Raw genomic sequence first — 19,477 nt, 5'->3', positions numbered from 1 at the left:
GGCCTCCGCGACAGGAGGTCGTCGCGGTGGATCGTCAGAATGTCTGACGATCTTCAGCGAACCGTGTCCTGAAACACAACGGTTACCGTCTGTCCGTCATGTGGACGCGCGTTCCGCCAGGCGGACCCCGGAGTCAGGCCGGCGGGGTCCGCTCGTTGTAGGCCCCGGCCTCCTGCTGGCCCGAGAGGGCGGCCACCGCCCTCATGACCTCGTCGGTGAGCTCGCGCCGGGCGCGACCCGACGACATCCCCGCGAACCGGTCGCCGGCGACGATCGGCTCCCCGAAGCGCACCGTCACCCGGGCCAGGCGCGGCCAGGAGCTCCCCACCGGCTGCAGCCGGTCGGTGCCGACGAGGCCGACCGGCACCACGGGCGCTCCGGCGGTCAGCGCGAGGTGGGCCACCCCGGTGCGCCCGCGGTAGAGCCGGCCGTCGCGTGAGCGGGTGCCCTCGGGGTAGAGCCCGAAGGCCTCGCCCCGACCGAGCACCTCGAGCGCGACGTCGAGGCTGGCCAGGGCCGCCCGCGGGTCGTCGCGGTCCACGGGCAGCATGCCCAGACCCTCGAACCACGCCCGCTGCGCGCTCCCCCGCAGCCCCGTGCCGGTGAAGTAGTCCGACTTGGCCAGGAAGACCACCTTGCGCGGCGCGGTCACCGGGATGACGACGGAGTCGATGAAGCTGAGGTGGTTGCTGGCCAGGATCACCGGGCCCGATCGCGGCACGTGGTGGAGCCCCTCGATCCTCGGCCGCCACACGGCGCGGGCCAGCGGGGGGACGACGGAGTGGAGCACGCGGTAGAACACCTGGCCAGTGTCGCGGTTACCGGCCGGTCAGCCGATCCGGTGTCCACCGGAGCCACCCGGCGGCCTCCAGTACGCCGAGGCCAGCTCGACGCGCAGCGCACCAGCCCCCGAGCTGCGGGTCGGGGTGCCCTCCTCGCGGTAGCGCGCCACGGCCTCCCCCTGGTGGCTCGGCGGCAGCGTGCCGTCGGCGCGCACGACGCGCCACCACGGCACCGGACCGCCGTGCTGGGCCATCACGTTGCCCACCCGCCGCGGGCCGAAGCGTCCCACCGCCTCGGCGATCGAGCCGTAGGTGGTCACCCGCCCGGGCGGCACCTGCTCGACGCAGGCCAGCACGGCCTCGACGTAGTCCTCGGGATGGTGCACCCCGCCATTGTCGCCCGCCGCCGGTCGGGCCCGGACCGGACCCGGGTCAGGCCCGGGTCGGCCTCACAGCGGCGGACGGAAGGGCTCGGTGCCGGGGGCCAGCCGCAGACCCTCGATGCCCGACGTGCGCCGGGCGAAGGCCAGCTCGCGGGCCAGGTCGCCCAGGCCGTTGGTGCCGGCCAGCGGCGCGAGCGCGATCGTCGACAGCGTGCCGAAGGCCCGGCCCTCGGCGTCGAGGAAGCCGCTGCCCGAGTCGCCCGGCACACCGGGCGTCAGCGTCAGCACGTCGGAGCTCCACGGGCTGGTCGCGCCCAGCGACGTGCCCACCTTGGGCGAGAGCAGCGTGGTCGGGCGCAGGCTCGACTGGCCGTAGCTGCGCACCACCTCGCCGGCCGCCGGGGAGGAGTCGGCCAGGCCCACGGGGCCGCCGGAGAAGGGCACCGACGGGTTGACCTCGCGCACGTCGGCGGCGTCGACCTTCACCAGCGCGAAGTCGTTGAAGGCGCAGGCGTCGGCGTTGCTGGTGCCCGCGGCACGCATCGCCCGCCAGGAGGAGTAGGCCAGGCGTCCGCGACCCAGCGTGGTGCCGCCCCCGGCGAGGGTGGCGCCGGTCGCGAAGCGCACCCGCGTGCCCAGCGGCACCGAGGCGGTGCTGCAGCCGTCGGTGTCGGTGGCCTCGCCGAGACCGGCGCAGTGGGCGGCGTAGCCGACGTAGACCCCGCCCCGGGCGTCGGTGAAGACGAAGTTGCCGGTGCACTGCGCACCGGAGGTGAACATCTGCACGCCGGGGTGGATCGTCGCGGTCTCCGCCGGCGCCCAGGAGGTGACCCGCGCGCGCCGGTCGGCGGCCTCGGCGCCCGGGGTGGCCACCAGCCCGGCGACCAGGGCCAGCAGGGCCAGCAGGGCCAGCAGGGGACCCGCCGCGAGCGCCGGGGCGAGGTCGGGGCGGGAGGGGCGCAGGCTCGCTCGGGAGAGGGACATGACCCCCCAACGAGCGACGACCCCGTCCGGCTACGCGGACGGGGTCGTCGGATCGGCGGCGGCTGGCCGCCTCAGGGCACCGGCCTCAGAGCACCGGGTCGAAGGGCTCGGTGCCGAGCACGAGGTCGAGGCCGTCGATGCCGGAGTGCTGCTGGGCGAAGGCCAGCTCCTTGGCCAGGTCGCCGATGTTGTTCGAGGCCGGGAGCGGCGCCAGGCCGAGGGTCGACAGCGTGCCCACCGCGGTGCCGTCGGCGCTGAGGAAGCCCGACCCCGAGTCGCCGGGCACGCCCGGGGTGACGGTGTAGAGCGGGTGGGTCCAGCCGTCGGTGGCCGGGTCGTCGCCCAGGCTCGCCCCGGTCTTGGGCGAGAGCAGCTCGAGGCCACCGCGCAGGCTCGAGTTGCCGTAGGAGTGGACCCGGTCGCCGGCGGCGGTGCCGTCGGTGTCGATGCCGGTCGGGCCCCCGAAGAACGGCACCGAGGGGTTGACCTTGCCCACGTCGGCGGCGTCGACCCGCACGAGGGCGAAGTCGTTGTAGGCGCAGGTGTTGGCGTCGCTGGTGCCGATGCGGTCCATGGTGTCCCACGAGGAGTAGGCCAGGGTGCCGGCGCCGAGCCGGGTGCCCTCCCCGAGCAGGCTGCCGCCCTCGTTGAAGGTGACGCGGGTGCCCAGCGGCAGCGAGTCGGCGAGGCAGCCGTCGGTGTCGGTGGCCGCACCGGTGCCGGCGCAGTGGGCGGCGTAGCCGACGTAGAGGTTGCCGGCGGCGTCGTCGAAGACGAAGTTGGAGGTGCACTGGGCGCCCTCGGTGTACATCTGGGTGCCCGGCGTGATGGTGGCCTCGGCGGCGGGCGCGAAGGCGCCGGGGTCGGTCTGCGCCGACGCGGTCGTCGAGGTGGCCAGGGCGGTGCCGAGCGCGGCGCTGCCGAGCAGGGCCACGGCGGCGGCCCGGCGCGAGCCGGGGCGGGTGGTGCGGGGGGTCGGGGTCCTCATCGGGCTGGGTGCCTCCTGTGGTGGGTCGCGGCCACGCGGAGGTGACCCACGACACGGTTGGGTACTCCTCCAACGACCCTGGCCCGTCCGGGTCACGCGCCTGGCCCGGACGGGCCGGGCGGCCCTGGGGTCCGCACGCGCAGCGGCGCCCGTCCCCGGGCCGGGGACGGGCGCCGCTGCAGGCTCACCCGGCAGGTGCGCCGGCGGTCAGTACGACGGCTGGCTCGGGTCGATCTGGTTGACCCAGGCGATGACCCCGCCGCCCACGTGCACGGCGTCGGAGTAGCCCGCGCCCTTGACGATGGCCAGCGTCTCGGCCGAGCGCACGCCCGACTTGCAGTGCATGACGACCTGCTTGTCCGACGGCAGCTGCTCGAGGGCCGAGCCGTTGAGGAAGTCGCCCTTGGGGATCAGCACCGAGCCGGGGATCCTGTTGATCTCGTACTCGTTGGGCTCGCGCACGTCGACCAGGACGAAGTCGCGGCTGCCCTCCTCGCGCTCCTTGAGCATGTGCTCGAGCTGGGTCACCGAGATGGTCGACCCGGCGGCGGCGTCGGCGGCCTCCTCGGAGATGGCGCCGCAGAAGGCGTCGTAGTCGATGAGGCCGGTGACGGTGGGGTTCTCCCCGCACAGCGCGCAGTTCGGGTCCTTGCGCACCTTCAGCTTGCGCCACTCCAGCTCGAGGGCGTCGTAGATGACGAGCTTGCCGACGGCGGGGTCGCCGATGCCGGTGAGCACCTTGATGGCCTCGTTGACCTGGATCGAGCCGATCGCGGCGCAGAGCACGCCCAGGACGCCACCCTCGGCGCAGCTGGGCACCATGCCCGGCGGCGGGGGCTCGGGGTAGAGGCAGCGGTAGCAGGGCGCCTCGGCGCTGGTGCCGTCCTCGAGCCGGGCCTGGGGCCAGAAGACCGACGCCTGGCCGTCGAAGCGGTAGATGGAGCCCCACACGTAGGGGATCCCCAGGAAGTACGCCGCGTCGTTGACCATGTAGCGGGTGGCGAAGTTGTCGGTGCCGTCGACGATGAGGTCGTAGCCCTCGAAGACCTGCATGACGTTGTCGTTGTCGAGGCGCTCCTCGTGCAGGACGACCTCGACGTAGGGGTTGGCCTCGGCGATCGACTCCTTGGCGGAGACCGCCTTGGACTTCCCGATGTCGGACTGGGTGTGGATGATCTGGCGCTGCAGGTTCGACTCGTCGACCTCGTCGAACTCCGCGATCCCGAGGGTGCCGACGCCGGCAGCGGCGAGGTAGAGCAGGGCCGGGCTGCCGAGGCCGCCGGCGCCGATCACGAGCACCTTGGCGTTCTTGAGGCGCTTCTGCCCCGTCATCCCCACGTCGGGGATGATCAGGTGGCGGCTGTAGCGGCGGACCTCGTCGATGGTCAGCTCGGGGGCCGGCTCCACGAGAGCTGGGAAGGACACAGGGGCTCCTCGGACGGTCGGTGGTGGACGAGGGTCAGAACGCTTCGACGCCCACGCGTGTTCCCGGCCATGCTCCCGGCCCGGTGGGCGGCTGCCGCGCCGCGTCCCGTCATCCGGACCGAGGTGACCTGCGGGTAGCATCGCGCCCTGCACGAGTGCGGCGCCGGGCGCCGCGGGACCTCAGCGAGCAGGAGCACCGCGTGACCACAGGCCAGCACCCCTCCGACACGGCGCGCGCCGACGTCGACCAGGCCCGTCCCCGCGGGGGCCGGATGCCGCGTCGCGAGCGACGCACCCAGCTGCTGGGGTCGGCCCTCGAGGTCTTCGTGGCGCAGGGCTACCACGCCGCCGCCATGGACGACATCGCGGAGCGCGCCGGGGTCTCCAAGCCGGTGCTCTACCAGCACTTCCCCGGCAAGCTCGACCTCTACCTCGCGCTCCTGGACTCCTCCTGCGACGCCATCATCGACAACTGCCGCCAGGCGCTGCTGTCCACGCAGGACAACAAGCAGCGCGTGGCCGCCGCGATCGACGTGTTCTTCGAGTACGTCGCCGCCGAGTCGGGCGCCTTCCGGCTCGTCTTCGAGTCCGACCTCACCAACGAGCCCGCCGTGCGCGAGCACGTCGACCGCGTGACCACCGAGTGCGCCACCCTCATCGCCGAGGTGATCCGCGACGACACGGCGCTGCCCGACCCCGCCTCGCGCCTGCTGGCCGTGTCGCTGGTGGGAATGGCGCAGGTCAGCGCGCGGTTCTGGCTCACCGAGGCCGGCGGCATCGACCGACCCGACGCCGCGGCGCTCGTGGCGGGCCTGGCCTGGCGCGGGATCCGGGGCTACCCCAAGGCCGACGAGGCCTGATCCCCACCCGGGTGGGAGCATCGAGCCAGCACGTCCCCGCACACCCCACCGCAGCACCCAGACGACTCACAGGAGGACCCGTGGAGGTCAAGATCGGCATCCAGCAGGCAGCACGCGAGCTGGTCGTGGAGACCGACGAGAGCGCCGAGGCCATCGGACAGCTCGTCGCCACCGCCGTCGACGCCGGCGGCGTCGTCACGCTCCGGGACAGCAAGGGCCGCACGGTCATCGTGCCCGCCGCCAAGCTGGCCTACGTCGAGATCGGCAACAGCGTCGCCGGACAGGTCGGCTTCCGCAGCTGATCGCGAGGAGGGGCCGGGTGCCCGTTGCCCCGGCCCCCCACGGAGGAGGACCATGAGCGTCGTGGACGTCGATGCGATCCTGTGGTCCCTCGTCGGTGGCACCGTCGTGGCGCTGCTGGCGCTCTGGATCGCACGGGGCGGCCGCGACGACTCCCCGCTGTGGCTCGTCGTGCTGGCCGGCATCGCCGCCGCGGCCCTGGGCACCCTGGCGCACGGCGCGGTCTACGACCGGGCCGTGACCGGCTTCGACTGGTGGCGCCACGCCTGGCAGCTCGCGGCCTCGGCGATCGGGGTGTCGCTCACCCTCGCCCTGCTGCGCGGTGAGCGCACGCGTCACCGCGCCGCTCGCTGAGCGCCCGGGCCTCGCTCAGCTCTCGAGGCCGAGCTCGGCCATCCGCTCGGTGTGCCGCTCGGTCAGCCGGGTGAACATCCGCCCGATGGCGGCGAGGTCGAGCCCCGGCACGTCGGCGCCGCCGGCGAGCAGCGACGACAGGGCGTCGCGCTCGGCGGCCACGCGCTGGGCCTGGGTGAGGGCCTCCCCCATGAGCCGGCGCCCCCACAGCGCGAGCCGGCCGCCGAGGCGCGGGTCGGCGGCGATGGCCGCGCGCACCCGGTCGACGACGAAGGCGGCGTGGCCGGTCTCCTCGACCGAGGCCAGCACGAGGTCGCGGGTGTCGGTGTCGAGGAAGGCGGCGATCTCGCGGTAGAAGTCGTCGGCCAGCCCGTCGCCGACGAAGGCCTTGACCAGGCCCTCGTACCAGTCGGCCGGCGCGGTGTGCTCGTGGAAGAGCTCGATCGGCTCGCGGAAGGGGGCCATCGCGGCGAAGGGGTCGGCGCCGAGCGCCGTGATCCGCTCGTGCAGCGGGGCGACGCGGGTGAACTCCGCCGCGGCCTTGCCGGCCACCGCCACCTTGTCCTCCAGCCGCGGGGCCAGCTTGGCGTCCTCGGCCAGCCGCTCGAAGGCGGAGATCTCGCCGTAGGCGATGGCCCCGAGCAGCTCGACGACGGCCTCGCGGTAGCCGGGGTCGTCGAGTGCGAGCGGGGTGTCCTCGCCGCCCGGGGCGCCGGCCGGGTCCGGCCGGTCTGTCGATGGGGGCATGGTCGCACCCTACCGATAGACTCGGGCGCAGGGCGCCGTGCCCGCCGGGCGCGAGCGGCCCACGTATGTGCGCGGCTGACGCTGTCGAGAGCTACCTGCACCGTTGACTGGGGCAGCCCGACGAGTCCGCCGCATCCGGACTCCCGGCCCCTCACCCGCGCCGGGCTCACGAAAGCGATGAGACCACTGACCACGTTCCGAGAGCTCGGGGTCCTCCCCGACATCTGCGACGCGCTCGAGCGCGCCGGCATCACCACCCCCTTCGCCATCCAGGAGATGACGCTGTCGGTCGCCCTCATGGGCACCGACCTGATCGGCCAGGCCCGCACGGGCACCGGCAAGACCCTCGCCTTCGGCATCCCGGTGCTGCAGCGCAGCGTCGCCCCCAAGGACCCCGACTACGCCGAGATCCCGCAGGGCAAGCCGCAGGCGCTCATCGTCGCGCCCACCCGCGAGCTGGCCCTCCAGGTCTCCAGCGACCTCGCCATCGCCAGCAAGGACCGCGGCCTGCGCGTCCTCACCGTCTACGGCGGTGTGGGCTACGACGGCCAGCTCGAGGCCCTCGAGGCCGGCGTCGACGTCGTCGTCGGCACCCCCGGGCGACTGATCGACCTGGCCAACCGCAGGGCCCTCGACCTCTCCCACGTGCACGCCCTGGTGCTCGACGAGGCCGACGAGATGCTCGACCTGGGCTTCCTGCCCGACGTCGAGCGCATCCTGCGGATGACCCCCGAGACCCGCCAGACCATGCTGTTCTCGGCCACCATGCCCTCCGCGATCGTCGCCCTGGCCCGCACCCACATGCGCCACCCGATGAACATCCGCGCCGAGTCCTCCTACGACACCACCCTCGTGCCGGCGACCGCGCAGTTCATCTACCAGGCCCACGACCTCGACAAGCCCGAGATCATCGGGCGCGTGCTCCAGGCCGAGGACGCCGAGAAGATCATCGTCTTCACCCGCACCAAGCGGCAGTCGCAGCGCATCGCCGACGACCTCGCCGAGCGCGGCTTCAGCGCCAGCCCGCTGCACGGCGACATGGCCCAGGTCGCCCGCGAGAAGGCCCTCGCCAAGTTCCGCGAGGACAAGATCCGCGTGCTCGTCGCCACCGACGTCGCGGCCCGCGGCATCGACGTGCGCGGCGTCTCCCACGTCATCAACTACACCTGCCCCGAGGACGACAAGACCTACGTCCACCGCATCGGCCGCACCGGCCGGGCGGGGGCGACCGGCACCGCGATCACCTTCGTCGACTGGGCCGACGTGCAGCGCTGGAAGCTGATCAACAAGACCCTCGACCTGCCCTTCGACGAGCCGGCCGAGACCTACTCCACCTCCCCGCACCTCTACACCGACCTCGGCATCCCGGCCGGCACGAAGGGCCGCATCGTCGACCCCGCCCCGGTCGAGCGCAAGCCCCGCGAGGAGCGCGGCGGCGACCGCGGTGGACGTGGCGGCGAGCGCGGTGGACGTGGCAGTGACCGCGGTGGAGACCGCGGTGGAGACCGCGGTGGAGACCGCGGTGGAGACCGCCCCGCGCGCAACCGCAGCCGCACCCGCTCGCGCGGTGGCGACTCCGGCGGCTCCGCTGCGGCCGCCGCGCCGACGGCGGGCCCCGCCACCGACGCGCCCGAGGGCTCCGCCGAGGGCGGTGCTCCCCGCGCCCGTCGCCGCCGTCGCAGCCGCGGCGGCTCCGGCCAGGGCGGCCAGGGCGAGAGCCCGTCCCAGGCCGCGGCCGAGACCGCCTGAGCCAGCAGCACCACGCACGGCCCGCCGGTCCGCCGGCGGGCCGTGCGGCGTTCCGGGTGCAGGCCGGTCGGGCCGGTCAGGCCGTGACGACGACCTCGGTGCCCAGCGGCGCGAAGGCCCACATCAGCCGCGCGTCGGAGCGCTGCTGCCGGATGCACCCGTGCGACCGGGGGGTGCCGAGGTCGAGGCGGCTCTGCACGCGCTCGCCGTCGTCGACCGGGATGTCGTGGAAGCCGATCGCGGCACCGCTCGGGCCGCGGGTGAAGCGCACGAAGTAGCGCATCGTGCCGGAGTCGTCGATGCCGATCGCGTCGAGCGAGCGCGACCACACCTCGTAGGTGCCGGGGTCGAGGTTGTCGGTGAGGCTCCCCGAGACCAGGTACGTCGACGCCACCGCGCCGGAGCCCTCGACCAGCCAGACGCGCTGGCGCGACTCGCTGAAGACCACGCGCCGCCCGCTGCCCGAGCGCGCGGGCAGGGTGTCCATCGCCCGCCGCAGCGCGGCGGCGCCCTCACCCCACGCGGCCGCGGGCGCGCCGGCCACCGCCGGGTCCTCGGGCTCCGGCTCGGCCCCCGCCCGCGGTGGAGCGCTCTCGAGCGCGACGACCGGCGCCTCCTCCTCGGCCGACGAGGGCAGCACACCCGTGCCGCCGAGGACGGCCACGGCCGTGACGAGGAGCGAGGAACCGAGGGCGGCGAGGCGCCCGTAGCGCGGGCCGCCCTGGCCGCTCCCGGTCCGCCGGCCGGTCATCTCAGGACGTCGCCTTCGGGCGCTGCGAGCGGGTCACCAGGTTGGCGGCGACGGCGCGGTAGGCCTGGGCGCCCTTGCTCGTGCGGCTCGTGGCCAGGATGGAGCGGCCAGCGGCGGGCGCCTCGGCGAACTTGATCGTCTTGGGGATGGGGGGCTCGACCACCTCGAGGTCGTAGGTCTGCGAGATGGTCTCGAGCACGGTGCGGGCGTGGTTGGTGCGCCCGTCGTAGAGGGTGGGGAGCACGCCCCAGACCTCGAGGTCGCGGTTGGTGAAGCGGCGCACGTCGTGGACGGTGTCGAGCAGCTGGCCCACGCCGCGGTGCGACAGGGTCTCGCACTGCAGCGGCACCAGCACCCCGTCGGCGGCGGTGAGGGCGGCGACGGTGAGCACGCCCAGCGAGGGCGGGCAGTCCAGCAGCACCCAGTCGTAGCCGGCGTCGGCCTCCTCGAGGGCCTCCACCACCCCGCGCAGCACGTGCTCGCGCCCGGTGCGGGTCAGCAGGTCGGCCTCGGCCCGCGCCAGCTCGATGGTGGCCGGCAGCAGGTCGACGCCGTCGTCGGTCTCGATGACGACCTCGAGCGGGTCGACGCCCTTGGTGAGCACGTGGTGCACCGACAGCTCCAGCACCTCGGGGTCGATGCCCAGGGAGAAGGTCAGGCAGGCCTGGGGGTCGAGGTCGACCAGCAGCACCGCGTGGCCCAGCTCGGCGAGCGCCGCACCGATGGAGGCGACCGAGGTGGTCTTGGCGACGCCGCCCTTCTGGTTGGCGATCGCGAGTGTCGTGGTCATCACCGCCCATCATGCCGGACGCGGGCCCGCCCGTGTCGGACGCTCGCCCGCCGTCACCGGCCTGCTGTCACCGGCCTGCTGTTGTCGGCCTGCTGTCGTCGGCCTGCTGTCGTCGGCCTGCTGCCCCGCGCCTGCTTCACTGGGCGCCATGTCCTCCCCGCAGCCCGACCGCCCCGCGGGCACCGCCCTCGTCACCGGACCCACCGCCGGCATCGGCCGCGCCTTCGCCGAGCAGCTCGCCGCCCGCGGTCACGACCTCGTGCTCGTCGCCCGCGACACCGCCCGCCTCGAGGGGGTCGCCGCCGAGCTGCGCGCCGCCCACGGGGTGGCGGTCGAGGTGCTCACCGCCGATCTCGCCGACCGCGGGCAGCTGCTCCGCGTCGAGGAGCGCCTGGCCGACCCCGCACGGCCCGTGGAGCTGCTGGTCAACAACGCCGGCTTCGGCCTCAAGCACCGCTTCCTCGACAACTCCGCCGACGCCGAGACCGCGATGCTCGACGTGCTCGTCACCGCGGTGCTGCGGCTCAGCCACGCCGCGCTGGGGCCGATGGCCGAGCGTGGCCACGGCGGGGTCGTCAACGTCTCCAGCGTCGCGGCCTTCCTGCCGCGCGGCACCTACTCGGCCGCCAAGGCCTGGGTCAACCAGTTCGGCGCCTGGGCCTCCCACGAGTACGCCCCGCGCGGCGTGCGGGTCATGACGCTGTGCCCGGGCTTCGTCAGGACCGAGTTCCACGCGCGCATGGACGTCTCGCGCGGCTCCGCGCCCGACCTGCTGTGGCTCGAGGCCGACCGGCTCGTGCGGGACGCGCTCGCCGACTACGACCGCGGCCGCAGCCTCTCGGTGCCCAGCGCGCAGTACAAGGCGATCACCGCGCTGGCCCGGGTCGTGCCCGGCGGCGTGCTGCAGCGCTTCCAGGGCCTGGGCCGGCGCTGACCGGCGCTGACCGGCCCGATCAGGGCAGGTGGAGCGGCTGCGGGGTCGCGCGGCCCGAGCGGGCCGCGGCCGCGGCCGCCAGCTCGAGCAGGCGGTGCAGCTGCTCGGGGGGCGTGGTGTGGCAGCCCAGGTCGTGGTCGACCTTGCCCGTGCCGTGGTGGTCGCTGGACCCGGTGGCGACCAGGCCGAGCTCGGTCGCGATCGCGCGCAGCCGCTCCCGGGCCCCCGGCGCGTGGTCCTGGTGGTCGACCTCGATGCCGGCCAGGCCGCGCTCGGCCAGCGCCGCCAGGGTGGCCGCGTCGGGGCGCTCGTCGCTGCGCCGGCCCCACGGGTGGGCGATCACGCTGACCCCGCCGGCGCCGGCCACCGCGTCGATCATGTCGGTCAGCGGCGCGGCGTAGCGGTCGACGTAGGCGGGACGGCCGGGGTTGAGGAAGCGGGTGAAGGCCTCGGTGCGGTCGCCGACGACGCCGCGCTGCACGAGGGCGTCGGCCACGTGGGGCCGGCCGCTGGCCGCGCTGTCGCCGGAGACGGCTGCGACGTCGGCCTCGGTGATCTCGATGCCGAGGGCGTTGAGGCGGGCCACGACGTCGGGCACGCGCGACACCCGCCCCTCGAGGATGCGGGTGAGTCCCTCGGCCAGGGGCGGGTACGTCGGGTCCGGCAGGTAGGCCAGCAGGTGCACCGACTGGCCCTCGTGGCGGGTGCTGATCTCCATGCCGCGCACCAGCCCGATGCCGACGTCGGCGGCGGCGCGCTCGGCCTCGGCCCAGCCCTCGGCGGTGTCGTGGTCGGTGAGCGCCACCACGTCGAGGCCGGCGGCCGCCGCGGCCCGCACCAGCTCGTCGGGCGACTGGGTGCCGTCACTGGCCCGCGAGTGGGTGTGGAGGTCGATGCGCACGCCCCCACCCTAGGACCACCCCACCGACAGGGCCGTCGCGTCCGGGCATGATGACGCCCATGGGGAGTCACCGAGCCGACCGCACGCCGCCCCGCTCCCCCGCCGCCACCGCCGCGGCCGTGGAGTCGGGCCACGGCCACTCCCACGGCGGACCTCCCCCGGCGCTCGACGTGGGCCTGCGCGCGCGGGCGGTGCTGCTGGGCCTGCTCGCCGTGGGCGCCGTGGTCACCCTCGTCGGGCTGGTCGTGCTGTGGCCCGCGGCCTCCGACGCGCCCGAGGAGGTCGACTTCCTGCGCAGCGGCACCACCACCCTCACCGCCCCCGTCGTCGACGTCGGTCCCTCCTGCCCGGTGCTGGTCGACGGCGAGCAGGGCTCGCGCGAGCCGCCGCCGGAGGACTGCGACACCCTCACCGCCGACGTCGGGGGCGAGGACGTCACCCTCGGCGTCCCGCCCTACGTCGGCCGCTCGGGCCTGGTGGCCGGCGACACGGTCCGTCTCATCCGGCTGCCGGCCTCCAGCACGCCCGACGGCCAGGTGGGCTACGGCTTCGCCGGGGTCGAGCGCACCCTGCCGCTGGGGCTGCTCGCGGGCGCCTTCGTGGTCCTGGTCGGCCTCGTCGCCCGCCTGCGGGGACTCCTCGCGCTGGTCGGCCTGGGCCTGGCCGCGCTGGTCATCGCCCGCTTCCTGCTGCCGGCGCTGCTCGCGGGCGGGTCGGGCTGGGCCGTGGCCGCCGTCGGCTCCGCCGCGATCATGTACGTCGTCCTCTACCTCGCCCACGGCCCCTCGCTGCGCACCAGCGCGGCCCTGCTCGGCACCCTGGCCGGCATCGCGGCCACCGCCCTCCTCGGCGTCTGGGCGGTCGGCGCGGCGCGGCTCTCGGGCATCAGCGACGAGACCGGGGAGGTGCTCGCGACCTACGCCCCCGCCCTCGACAGCCAGGGCGTGCTGGCCTGCGCGGTGATCATCGCCGGGCTCGGGGTGCTCAACGACGTCACGATCACCCAGTCCTCGGCGGTGTGGGAGCTGCGCGCCGCGGCGCCGGAGCTCTCGCGGCGCCAGCTCTTCGGCAGCGCCATGCGCATCGGGCGCGACCACATCGCCTCGACGATCTACACGATCGTCTTCGCCTACGCCGGCACCGGCCTGGCCGTGCTCATGCTGCTCAGCCTCTACGACCGGCCCTTCCTGGAGCTGCTGGCCGACGAGTCCATCGGGGTGGAGATCGTGCGCACCCTGGCCTCCGCGGTCGGGCTGGTGCTGGCCGTGCCCCTCACCACGGCCGTCGCGGCGCTGACGGTCGGCGGGGCCGTGGTGCCCGAGGACGCCTGACCCGCCCCCTGCTGCCCCGCCGCGGCTCACCAGGCCGGGGCCGGCCCCCCGAAGGGCAGCTCGACCAGGCCGGGGCCGAGCGCGGAGACGTCGCGCAGGTGCCACTCGCCGTGCAGGAGGAGCACCGCCGGCGCGGGCCGCACGACCACCCACAGCCACCTCCCGTGGGCCTCGCCCGCGAGCACCGAGCGGTCCCACTCGCCGTCGGCCGCGCTGGTCGAGACCGCCCACAGCGGCACCTGCTGGCCCTCGACGCGCAGCCGCACCACCGGCGCGGCTCCCCCGATCTCGTAGCCCGGGTCGGTGTGGGGTGCGCCCGCCACGCGCGCCCCGAGGCCGGTGCCGGCCTCCTCGGTGACGACCACGACGTCGACCGGGCCGTCGGCCTCCGTGGTGCCGGTGCAGGCGGTGAGCACCGCCCGCGCGGCCCCCGGTCGGGCCGCGACCACCCCGAAGCCGGTCACCGACCAGTCGGGCCCCAGCGGCCAGGGCAGGAGGCTGGGCAGGTCGCCGGCCATCTCGAGGTGGTCGGTGAAGTCGGCGTAGCCGACCTCCGAGGGGCGCCACAGCGGGGCGGCGGCGCCGTGCTCGGGGCAGGACCAGAGCCCTGGGCCCTGCTCCGCGGGCAGCGGAGCGACGGGGGCCGGGCAGCGGGGGCAGGCTGCGGAGAGCGGCACGCAGCCACGGTGACCGCCCTCGGGCCCCGCCGTCAAGGGCCGCTAAGGGCCGCTCAGGCGTTCCACCGCAGGACGACGGGGGTCTCCCGCTCGTGGCCGAGCACCGAGACCGTGGCGGTGTCGAGGCGCAGCAGCCGGCCGTCGGCCACCGGGAGGTCGAGCCACCGCGCCGCCAGGGCGCGCAGGGAGTGGCCGTGGGCGAAGAGCAGCACGTCTCCGTCGACGCCCCGCGCCCGCGCCACGACCCGGTCGAGGCGCCGCGACACGTCGGCGGCGTCCTCGCCGCCGGGGCAGCCGTGGGTCCACACCGTCCAGCCCGGCACGTCCTCGCGGATCGCGGGGGTGGTCACGCCCTCGTAGTCGCCGTACTCCCACTCGCGCAGGTCGTCGTCGACCTCGGCCGAGGCCCAGCCGGCCAGCTCCGCCGTGCGCCGCGCGCGCAGCCGGGGACTGCTCAGCACCAGGGCGAAGTCGCGCCGCAGCCGCCCGGCGAGGCCGGCCGCGACCTCCTCGCCCTCGGGCAGCAGCGGCAGGTCGGTGGTCGAGGTGTGCCGACCCTCCCGGCTCCACTCGGTCTCCCCGTGCCGCACCAGCCAGACGTCGCCCATGCCGCCATCCTGTCAGCCGCCCCCCGAGGCGTCCCCGACGCGGTCACGACTCGGCCAGCACCACCACGCGATCGCCGGGGAGCACCGTGAGCAGGTCGGACTTGGCCGGGTTGAGCCGGACCCCGAAGTCCTCGCCCCGCACGGCCAGCGCCGTCGACGTCCAGCCCAGGGCGGTCTCGCCGCGGCGCGACGCACCGGCCACCACGCTCGCCCACGCGACCGGCGCGCCGGGTGCGACGTACCAGTGGGCCGGGCGCAGGTAGACCTCGCTGCCCTCGGAGCCGAGCAGCTCGGCGAAGACGTCCTCGAGCCGACCGTCCTCGGAGAGCTGGGTGACGATGAGGCTCACGATCTCGCCGCTCACCACGACGTCGTCGATGTCGGCGACCTGGGCGAGCAGGCGGTTGCGGTCGTCCATCATCTCGCTGACCACCGCGGTCTGGTGCTCCCGGCGCGAGAGGATGTCGCGCACGTGCAGCAGCGTGACCAGCGTGCGGGCGTCGGCGGCCTGCGCGTCCAGGTGGTCGGAGTAGCACAGCACCAGCACCTGGTCGAGGCCCTCCACGACGTGCTGCTCCAGCACGGCGCGGTCGGTGGTGCCGGCGCGCACGACGCTCACCGCGAGGTGCTCGAGGTCGGCGGGCAGCACCGGGTCGCCGTGGGTGGTCACCACGGTCAGCGTCGAGCCCGGCTCGGCGTAGTGGTCGAGCTCGCGCAGCATGATCGGGGCGCGCTCGTTCCACCCCAGGAGCAGGGCGCGGGTGGGATGGGCGTCGGTGCCGTCCTCGACGCCGAGCACCGCGGGGTCGGGACGGGTCCGGGCGACCTCGGCGCCGGCGAGCACGCCGTCGTCCTCGGCCACCACGATGAGCGTGGCCGTGCCGACCACGGCCGAGGGCGGCGGGTTGAGGCGCGTGACGCCGCCGTCCAGCAGGCCGATCACGGTGGCCCGCTCGTAGAACAGCTGCGCCTCCTCGTACGTCGCGCCCGCCAGCCCGTGGTCGGTGAGGAAGTAGATCTCGTCGCCGTCGTAGTCGAAGAGCTCGGTGTAGACCGCGGCGGCGCCGGACTGGCGAGAGGTCTGCACGACCAGCTTGGCCACCGTCTCGCGGATGTCGAGCAGCGAGGTGCGCCGGGCGCCGACGAGCCGGGCGACCTCCAGGTTGGCCGGGTCGCGGATCTCGGCCACGATCCGGGGCCCCTCGGAGCCCTCGTGGGTGAGCGCCAGCAGGGTCTTGACGACCTCGCTGTCGGGGTCGTCGGAGTCGGGCGCCAGCAGGATGACCGAGCGCGCCGTGGCGTGGCTGCTGACCGCGAGCTCGTCGACGTCCATCGGCGACCCCGACCGGCACACCACCCGCGTGCCGCGCAGGTCGGGCACCTTGGCGCGGATCTCGTCCTCCATCTCGACCTTGTCGCGGTCGGCGAGCACGACCACCACGGGTCGTCGCCGGCTCTCGTTGGCCAGGGCCAGCTCGCGCAGGATCGTGAACACCGAGTCCGACCAGCCCAGCACCACCGTGTGGTCGCGCTCGAGCACGATCGAGCGCCCACGGCGCAGGTCGGCCAGCCGCGCGTCGATCCCGGCGGCGATGACGCCGATGAGGGCCGAGACCACGAAGAGCCCGGCCACGGTCAGCAGGAGCATGGCGGCCACCAGCCGCCACGGCGCCTGCTCCTCCCCCGCCACCGTGCCGGGGTCGAGGGCGTGCAGCAGGGCGGAGAAGACCTCGTCGGCGAAGCTGCGGTCGGCGACCGGGTCGTCGGAGCCGCGCAGGCCCAGGAGGCTGACGGCCGCGGCGAAGGCCACGACCAGCACGGCGGTGCCCGCGGCCAGCCAGCCGACCAGCGCCGGCGTGCCGCGGGCCATCGAGTTGTCGAACCGGTAGCGCAGGCGCTCGCCCGGCCGGGGCGGACGGGTGCCCCGCCGGGTGGCCGGGGCGGTCCCGGCCACCCGGTCGGTGGGCGCGGCGGCGGTGCGACGCCTCAGCTGCGGTGCGGAGCGGGCCATGGTGGGGATGGTGCCCCACCCCGCCGGTCGTCGGCAGCGGAACGCCGTGGGTCAGGCCTGTGGTCCGGCCCAGTTCTTGTCCGGCTGCGGCACGGGGCGCCCGGGCTGCTCGCCACCGCGCTGCGTGAGGTAGTTCTCCTTCGGCACCATCACCTTGCGCCGGAAGACGCACACGACCTTGCCGTCCTGGTTGTAGCCGATGGTCTCGACGTGGACGACGCCACGGTCGTCCTTGCTCGTCGACTCGGTCTTGCCCAGCACCGTGGTCTCGCCGTACAGGGTGTCGCCGTGGAAGGTCGGCGCCACGTGGCGCAGCGACTCGACCTCGAGGTTGGCGATGGCCTTGCCGGAGACGTCGGCCACGCTCATCCCCAGCAGCAGGGAGTAGACGTAGTTGCCCACGACGACGTTCTTGCCGAACTGCGTGGTCTCCCCGGCGTAGTTGACGTCGAGGTGCAGCGGGTGGTGGTTCATCGTGAGCAGGCAGAACAGGTGGTCGTCGTACTCGGTCACCGTCTTGCCGGGCCAGTGCTTGTAGGTCACTCCGACCTCGAACTCCTCGTAGCTGCGGCCGAACTGCATGGGCTCTCCTCTGGCTCGGGCGTCGGGCGTCGTCGTGCACCCGCTCGCGGTGTCGCACGCCATGGTGGCGCACACCGCACCCGGGCGGCCGGGTGCCCGCCGTGGGTTTCGTCACGCCCCGGCGGTGGGCCGCCTACACTTCCCCCGTGCCGTCCCTCCCGCCGACCGACGACCCCCGCCACCTCGCGCCGGGCCCGCGTCCCCTGCTGACGCTGCTGCCGGTGGCGGCCGTGCTGGCCAGCGTGGCGCTCGTCCTGGCCCTCACCGGCGGGCTGCCCCCCGGTGACGACAACGGCGCCGACCTGCGCGCGGCCGAGGCCGCCACCACGCCCAGCGCTCCCGCGGCATCCACCACGCGCCCGACCCAGGACGTGCTGGAGGCCCCCGCCGCCATCGAGCCCGCCCCCGGGCAGCGGGCCCAGCAGCTGCGCGCCGCCCTGGAGCCGGGCACCGCCGTGCCCCGCCGGCAGACGGCCCTGCCGGTGCGACGCCTCGCGCGCCAGGTCGAGGAGCGCACGACCTGCCAGCCCGAGACCGTCGAGCGCGAGCTGACGGTGCTGTCCTACAACATCAAGTCCGGCTTCGCGAGCGGGCGAGGGCTGCAGCTCGACGACTACGCCCGCGCGATCGCCGCGACCGCCGCCGACGTCGTGCTGCTCCAGGAGGTCGACCGCAACCGTGCCTTCTCGCGGCGCACCGACCAGCCCGGGATCCTCGGCGCACAGCTGGGCATGCAGAACGCCTTCGGGGCCAACGTGCTGCGCAGCGGGGGCAGTCAGTACGGCACCGCGATCCTCTCGCGCTTCCCCATCGAGGAGTCGGCCAACCGCCTGCTCCCGTTCCTGCCGGGCAAGGGCATGCAGCAGCGCGGCCTGCTGCACGCCACGATCGACGTCGACGGCGTGCCGGTGAGCCTCTACAGCACCCACCTGCAGAACCGCTCCGAGCCCTCGCGGATGGCCCAGGCCCGTGCGATCAACCAGGTCATGGCCGCCGACCCGCTGCCCAAGGTCCTGGGCGGCGACATGAACGCGCACCCGACCTCGGCGCCGATGCGCACGCTGGCGGCCACGATGGTCGACAGCTGGCCCTCCTCGGGCGCCGGGCCCGGCTTCACCCACCCCTCGGTCAACCTGCGCGGCCGCATCGACTACCTGCTGCACGGCGGGTCGGGCATCACGCCCCTGGCGAGCTCGGTGCCGGCCGTCACGCTGTCCGACCACCGGCCCGTGCGCACGACCTACCAGGTGCAGGGCGTCGTCGAGACCTGCTGACACCCGGCGCCGGCGTCGCGGTCAGTCCACCACCTGCGAGGCCACGAGACCCGCGAGCGCGACCAGGGCGGCCTCGCCCACCTCGACGGCGTCGATGCTGGAGGGGTGGACCCCGGGGACCTCGACGGGGCTCAGGTCCTCCCAGGAGCCGACCAGCCTCGTGCCGGCGTCCCGGAGCACCGCCACGGTGTCGGCCGCCTGCTCGACCACCCACGGCGCCACCGGCAGACCCAGGCGCGGCTCCTCGGCCCGGCGCGCGGCCAGCACCGTCTTGGCGAGCACCTGCTTGCGCAGCCTGGCCCCGGTCGGGAAGGTCAGGCCCTGGGCGTCGAGGACCTGGTTGACCCGCCGGAGGACCAGGGTCGACGTCAGCCCGAGGGAGGCGTTGGCGCCACCGGTGCCCTCGTGGACGGGCACCGCCACGCCCAGCACCTCGCCGAAGCGGTGCGCCAGGGTGTCGCGGGGTGCGCCGGGCCCCGGCACGGTGACGACCTGCACGTGGTCGTGCCCGACCGCGCGCGACCAGGAGTCGACGACGCGCGGCAGGTGCTGCTGACGCCAGAACGTGCCCCCCGCGGTGACCCGGTCGGCGACCCCGGCGCCGCGCCCGGGCCGCTTGGCGGCCACGTCGGCGACGTACTCGTCCCAGCCCCAGCTGCGGCCGTTCTGGATCGTCTCCTGCCACAGCGACGCGACCGAGCGGTTGAGGTCGCGGGCGGTCACCACCACGTCCACCACGGCGCCGCCGCCGAAGGCTCCCACCACGCGGTCGACCTGGTCGGGCCCCGCGGGGCCGAGGAACTCCATGGACACCACCGCGGTGCCGTCGTGCCCGTCGATCTCGTCGACCATCCGGCGCCACGGGCGCCCGGGGCTCGCGGACAGCACGTCCTTGACCGCGGCGACCTGGCGGCCCCAGCCCGCGCCCGGCACGAGCACGCCGTGCGCACCCAGCTCCGCCTTGGCGGCGAAGAGCAGGTCCTGCACGAAGCTCGTGCCGGACTTCATCAGTCCGACGTGGAGGACCACCCGCTGCGCCATGTCGC

General features: G+C 74.8%; 21 protein-coding genes. 7 read left to right on the top strand and 14 right to left on the bottom strand.

Translation table 11 applies throughout. The features are described 5' to 3' along the window. Positions 1–133 precede the first annotated feature (133 nt). From ASF50_RS05890 to moeZ, 5 genes are all read right to left on the bottom strand, one after another. Positions 134–802: a lysophospholipid acyltransferase family protein gene (locus ASF50_RS05890; protein ID WP_056903763.1), complete on the bottom strand. Its 669-nt coding sequence runs from the start codon at positions 800–802 to the stop codon at positions 134–136. A gap of 27 nt (positions 803–829) precedes the next feature. Beyond that, on the bottom strand, positions 830–1,168 hold the full coding sequence (locus tag ASF50_RS05885; protein ID WP_056903762.1) for an MGMT family protein: 339 nt from the start codon (positions 1,166–1,168) through the stop codon (positions 830–832). A 63-nt stretch (positions 1,169–1,231) separates the two neighbouring features. Next, positions 1,232–2,149, bottom strand: coding sequence for a hypothetical protein (locus tag ASF50_RS05880; RefSeq protein WP_056903761.1), 918 nt, complete (start codon positions 2,147–2,149; stop codon positions 1,232–1,234). A gap of 85 nt (positions 2,150–2,234) precedes the next feature. Then, on the bottom strand, positions 2,235–3,137 hold the full coding sequence (locus tag ASF50_RS05875) for a hypothetical protein (protein WP_056903760.1): 903 nt from the start codon (positions 3,135–3,137) through the stop codon (positions 2,235–2,237). A gap of 207 nt (positions 3,138–3,344) precedes the next feature. After that, positions 3,345–4,562, bottom strand: coding sequence for an adenylyltransferase/sulfurtransferase MoeZ (moeZ, locus tag ASF50_RS05870; RefSeq protein ID WP_056903759.1), 1,218 nt, complete (start codon positions 4,560–4,562; stop codon positions 3,345–3,347). Positions 4,563–4,834: 272 nt separating this feature from the next. On the opposite strand from moeZ, the gene ASF50_RS05865 reads away from it, so the two are divergent. The 3 genes from ASF50_RS05865 to ASF50_RS05855 all read left to right on the top strand — a co-directional run bounded on the left by ASF50_RS05865 (position 4,835) and on the right by ASF50_RS05855 (position 6,076). Next, complete coding sequence (locus ASF50_RS05865) at positions 4,835–5,422, top strand: TetR/AcrR family transcriptional regulator (RefSeq protein WP_056864596.1); 588 nt, start codon at positions 4,835–4,837, stop codon at positions 5,420–5,422. 80 nt (positions 5,423–5,502) lie between these two features. Further along, on the top strand, positions 5,503–5,724 hold the full coding sequence (locus ASF50_RS05860; RefSeq protein WP_056864000.1) for a DUF3107 domain-containing protein: 222 nt from the start codon (positions 5,503–5,505) through the stop codon (positions 5,722–5,724). Between the two features lie 52 nt (positions 5,725–5,776). Continuing rightward, a complete protein-coding gene (locus tag ASF50_RS05855; RefSeq protein ID WP_056903758.1) occupies positions 5,777–6,076 on the top strand; it encodes a hypothetical protein in 300 nt (99 codons plus the stop codon). Between the two features lie 15 nt (positions 6,077–6,091). Here the strand turns inward: ASF50_RS05855 and ASF50_RS05850 are convergent, their stop codons facing one another. After that, positions 6,092–6,823, bottom strand: a complete 732-nt coding sequence (locus ASF50_RS05850; RefSeq protein WP_056903757.1) for a ferritin-like fold-containing protein — start codon at positions 6,821–6,823, stop codon at positions 6,092–6,094. A 177-nt stretch (positions 6,824–7,000) separates the two neighbouring features. Here ASF50_RS05850 and ASF50_RS05845 point away from each other — a divergent pair, with 177 nt between their 5' ends. Continuing rightward, entirely contained in the window at positions 7,001–8,572 is a 1,572-nt protein-coding gene (locus tag ASF50_RS05845) for a DEAD/DEAH box helicase (RefSeq protein WP_056903756.1), read from the top strand. Positions 8,573–8,648: 76 nt separating this feature from the next. On the opposite strand, the gene ASF50_RS05840 is transcribed toward ASF50_RS05845, so the two are convergent. Then, positions 8,649–9,323: a L,D-transpeptidase gene (locus ASF50_RS05840; protein WP_056903755.1), complete on the bottom strand. Its 675-nt coding sequence runs from the start codon at positions 9,321–9,323 to the stop codon at positions 8,649–8,651. 1 nt (position 9,324) lies between these two features. After that, positions 9,325–10,113, bottom strand: coding sequence for a ParA family protein (locus ASF50_RS05835; protein ID WP_056864595.1), 789 nt, complete (start codon positions 10,111–10,113; stop codon positions 9,325–9,327). Between the two features lie 148 nt (positions 10,114–10,261). Between ASF50_RS05835 and ASF50_RS05830 the strand changes: the two genes are divergently transcribed. Then, positions 10,262–11,047: an SDR family NAD(P)-dependent oxidoreductase gene (locus ASF50_RS05830; protein ID WP_056903754.1), complete on the top strand. Its 786-nt coding sequence runs from the start codon at positions 10,262–10,264 to the stop codon at positions 11,045–11,047. 19 nt (positions 11,048–11,066) lie between these two features. Here the strand turns inward: ASF50_RS05830 and ASF50_RS05825 are convergent, their stop codons facing one another. Continuing rightward, the gene (locus tag ASF50_RS05825) at positions 11,067–11,948 is read right to left on the bottom strand and encodes a PHP domain-containing protein (RefSeq protein WP_056903753.1); all 882 of its coding nucleotides are present in this window, start codon (positions 11,946–11,948) and stop codon (positions 11,067–11,069) included. A 59-nt stretch (positions 11,949–12,007) separates the two neighbouring features. Between ASF50_RS05825 and ASF50_RS05820 the strand changes: the two genes are divergently transcribed. Continuing rightward, on the top strand, positions 12,008–13,279 hold the full coding sequence (locus tag ASF50_RS05820) for a YibE/F family protein (protein WP_082503045.1): 1,272 nt from the start codon (positions 12,008–12,010) through the stop codon (positions 13,277–13,279). Positions 13,280–13,305: 26 nt separating this feature from the next. On the opposite strand, the gene ASF50_RS05815 is transcribed toward ASF50_RS05820, so the two are convergent. From ASF50_RS05815 to ASF50_RS05800, 4 genes are read right to left on the bottom strand one after another with little or no spacing between them, the layout of a single operon-like run. Continuing rightward, complete coding sequence (locus tag ASF50_RS05815; RefSeq protein ID WP_056863993.1) at positions 13,306–13,956, bottom strand: DUF6758 family protein; 651 nt, start codon at positions 13,954–13,956, stop codon at positions 13,306–13,308. Between the two features lie 53 nt (positions 13,957–14,009). Continuing rightward, positions 14,010–14,564 (bottom strand): histidine phosphatase family protein, encoded by a 555-nt coding sequence (locus ASF50_RS05810; protein ID WP_056863992.1) that lies wholly within the window; start codon positions 14,562–14,564, stop codon positions 14,010–14,012. Between the two features lie 43 nt (positions 14,565–14,607). Further along, positions 14,608–16,575 carry a CASTOR/POLLUX-related putative ion channel gene (locus tag ASF50_RS05805; protein ID WP_056903752.1) on the bottom strand — a complete coding sequence of 656 codons (1,968 nt, stop codon included), beginning with the start codon at positions 16,573–16,575 and terminating at the stop codon, positions 14,608–14,610. Positions 16,576–16,626: 51 nt separating this feature from the next. Continuing rightward, positions 16,627–17,220, bottom strand: coding sequence for a MaoC family dehydratase (locus ASF50_RS05800; RefSeq protein ID WP_414855734.1), 594 nt, complete (start codon positions 17,218–17,220; stop codon positions 16,627–16,629). 83 nt (positions 17,221–17,303) lie between these two features. Here ASF50_RS05800 and ASF50_RS05795 point away from each other — a divergent pair, with 83 nt between their 5' ends. Beyond that, a complete protein-coding gene (locus ASF50_RS05795) occupies positions 17,304–18,431 on the top strand; it encodes an endonuclease/exonuclease/phosphatase family protein (protein ID WP_056903750.1) in 1,128 nt (375 codons plus the stop codon). 21 nt (positions 18,432–18,452) lie between these two features. Here the strand turns inward: ASF50_RS05795 and ASF50_RS05790 are convergent, their stop codons facing one another. Next, on the bottom strand, positions 18,453–19,472 hold the full coding sequence (locus ASF50_RS05790; RefSeq protein ID WP_056903749.1) for a hypothetical protein: 1,020 nt from the start codon (positions 19,470–19,472) through the stop codon (positions 18,453–18,455). Between the last annotated feature and the right edge of the window lie 5 nt (positions 19,473–19,477).

The sequence above is a fragment of the Nocardioides sp. Leaf307 genome (assembly GCF_001423135.1).
Classification (GTDB): Bacteria; Actinomycetota; Actinomycetes; order Propionibacteriales; family Nocardioidaceae; genus Nocardioides; species Nocardioides kribbensis.
This window is presented reverse-complemented; position numbering and strand designations above follow the sequence as displayed.

What these genes read in the sequence shown, in the direction of transcription:
- ASF50_RS05880 (WP_056903761.1), bottom strand. Translation starts at nt 2,149, where the DNA reads ATGTCCCTCTCCCGAGCGAGCCTGCGCCCCTCCCGCCCCGACCTCGCC.
- ASF50_RS05875 (WP_056903760.1), bottom strand. Translation starts at nt 3,137, where the DNA reads ATGAGGACCCCGACCCCCCGCACCACCCGCCCCGGCTCGCGCCGGGCC.
- ASF50_RS05865 (WP_056864596.1), top strand. Translation starts at nt 4,835, where the DNA reads ATGCCGCGTCGCGAGCGACGCACCCAGCTGCTGGGGTCGGCCCTCGAG.
- ASF50_RS05855 (WP_056903758.1), top strand. Translation starts at nt 5,777, where the DNA reads ATGAGCGTCGTGGACGTCGATGCGATCCTGTGGTCCCTCGTCGGTGGC.
- ASF50_RS05850 (WP_056903757.1), bottom strand. Translation starts at nt 6,823, where the DNA reads ATGCCCCCATCGACAGACCGGCCGGACCCGGCCGGCGCCCCGGGCGGC.
- ASF50_RS05845 (WP_056903756.1), top strand. Translation starts at nt 7,001, where the DNA reads ATGAGACCACTGACCACGTTCCGAGAGCTCGGGGTCCTCCCCGACATC.
- ASF50_RS05840 (WP_056903755.1), bottom strand. Translation starts at nt 9,323, where the DNA reads ATGACCGGCCGGCGGACCGGGAGCGGCCAGGGCGGCCCGCGCTACGGG.
- ASF50_RS05835 (WP_056864595.1), bottom strand. Translation starts at nt 10,113, where the DNA reads ATGACCACGACACTCGCGATCGCCAACCAGAAGGGCGGCGTCGCCAAG.
- ASF50_RS05830 (WP_056903754.1), top strand. Translation starts at nt 10,262, where the DNA reads ATGTCCTCCCCGCAGCCCGACCGCCCCGCGGGCACCGCCCTCGTCACC.
- ASF50_RS05820 (WP_082503045.1), top strand. Translation starts at nt 12,008, where the DNA reads ATGGGGAGTCACCGAGCCGACCGCACGCCGCCCCGCTCCCCCGCCGCC.
- ASF50_RS05810 (WP_056863992.1), bottom strand. Translation starts at nt 14,564, where the DNA reads ATGGGCGACGTCTGGCTGGTGCGGCACGGGGAGACCGAGTGGAGCCGG.
- ASF50_RS05805 (WP_056903752.1), bottom strand. Translation starts at nt 16,575, where the DNA reads ATGGCCCGCTCCGCACCGCAGCTGAGGCGTCGCACCGCCGCCGCGCCC.
- ASF50_RS05800 (WP_414855734.1), bottom strand. Translation starts at nt 17,220, where the DNA reads ATGGCGTGCGACACCGCGAGCGGGTGCACGACGACGCCCGACGCCCGA.
- ASF50_RS05790 (WP_056903749.1), bottom strand. Translation starts at nt 19,472, where the DNA reads ATGGCGCAGCGGGTGGTCCTCCACGTCGGACTGATGAAGTCCGGCACG.